This is a genomic window from Blautia ammoniilytica (assembly GCF_025566965.1).
In the GTDB taxonomy this organism is placed as follows: Bacteria; Bacillota; Clostridia; order Lachnospirales; family Lachnospiraceae; genus Blautia_A; species Blautia_A ammoniilytica.
The window spans coordinates 1-1629 of record NZ_JAOQJL010000011.1 but is presented as its reverse complement, the minus strand read 5'-3'; the positions used below and the strand labels follow the sequence as shown (position 1 = coordinate 1629).

Here is a 1629-nt window from a genome sequence, read left to right as displayed (position 1 = left end):
TAGTTCTGCAAGTTCCGGGGAAGCACATATGTGGAACTATGTAAAGATGGATAATGATACCTGGTATCTGGTAGATGCTACCTGGGATGACCAGTTAAGCGGCATTCGTACGATCTATCTTCTGGCAGGATGGAACAGTAAAGGATTCAATCATAATACACTTCGGGAAGAACGAACTGAAAAGGATACATTTTCATCTCCCACTAAATATACACCCCAGGCATTTATTTATCCACTGATTTCTGATAACAGTTATCTGATAGATATAATAGGAAAAATATTCCTTTCACAGGCAGCGGCCTCAATGGAATCAGATGCATATGCATATACAGGAAATGCTATCCGGCCAGAGGTGAAAGTTGTTTGTAATGGTAAAGTTTTGGTTAAGGATACTGATTACAGAGTGATTTATAAAGATAATCAGGATATTGGTACAGCAGAAGTGACAATCCATGGAATCGGAGAATATATAGGAAATATAACTATTCGGTTTCAGATATACTGTGGGCATAACAATATGCTGCATACAGAAGGAAAGAAAGCCACCTGTACAGAAGCAGGAAAAGCGGAATACTGGTATTGCAGTGTTTGTGAGAAATATTTCAGTGATGAAGCAGGCACAAAGGAAACGACGCTTGCAGACACAGTGATTTCTGCCACCGGGCATCAGTTGAATAAGACAGACAGCAAAGCTGCTACCTGCACAGAAGCAGGAAATACTGAGTATTGGACTTGTAATGCTTGTGGGAAATACTTCAGTGATGAAGCAGGTACAAATGAGACAAGGTTAGCTGACACTGTGATTCCAGCAACAGGACATCATTATGGAGAATATCAGCTGACTAAGGAAGCAACTGCGCTGGAAGAAGGTGTTCGCACAGCTTACTGCAGCTGCGGTGCATATATGACCGTTGCAGTGCCGGCTCTGACACCATCCATAAAGCTGAATGTTTCCAGCCTGCGTCTGCGCGTGAAACAGAAATATACAGTGAAAGTAACAGGTCTTGCCAAAGGAGATTCTGTGGTTTCCTGGTCAACCGGAAATAAAAAGATTGCCCGTGTATCACAAAAGGGAGTTGTAACTGGAAAAGCAAGAGGAAATACGATTATTACCATCAGGCTTGCCAGCGGGTATACCCAAAAGATACGAGTATATGTACAACAAGGAATTGTAAAAACAACGGCTTTAAAGATCAGCAATACACGGTTGACGCTGAAAAAAGGAAGAAGCTATACTCTTCGTACAACGGTAGCTCCGGTAACTTCTCAGGAAAAAGTAACATTTAAAAGTTCCAATAGTAAAGTTGTATCTGTAAATGCAAAAGGCAAAATATATGCAAAGAAGAAAGGCAAGGCAAGGATCACGGTTCGTTCCGGGAAGAAGAGGCGTGTATGTGTGGTGACTGTGAAGTAGAACAGTTTAGAATGCATTGGAAAATGTAAGCAGAAGTCACTGAAAAAGAGAAATTTTTGGCTATATAGTTTGAAATAATGCGCTGGGAGCAAATGCCTTTCAGCGCATTATCTCAGTACGGCTTTAGCCTGTTCAAAATGTCTACGCAGCGTGTAGGCATTTTGAACTATAACCCACCTGCTTCGCGGGTGGTGACCCATTGTTATACGCAAAAA

1 protein-coding gene is annotated in these 1629 nt (G+C 41.6%); it reads left to right on the top strand.

Annotation, left to right across the window (positions count from 1 at the left end; all coding sequences use genetic code 11):
• The coding region (locus OCV61_RS06880; protein WP_262582724.1) for an Ig-like domain-containing protein at positions 1–1414 on the top strand (1414 nt) is incomplete at its 5' end.
• Positions 1415–1629: the final 215 nt, after the last annotated feature.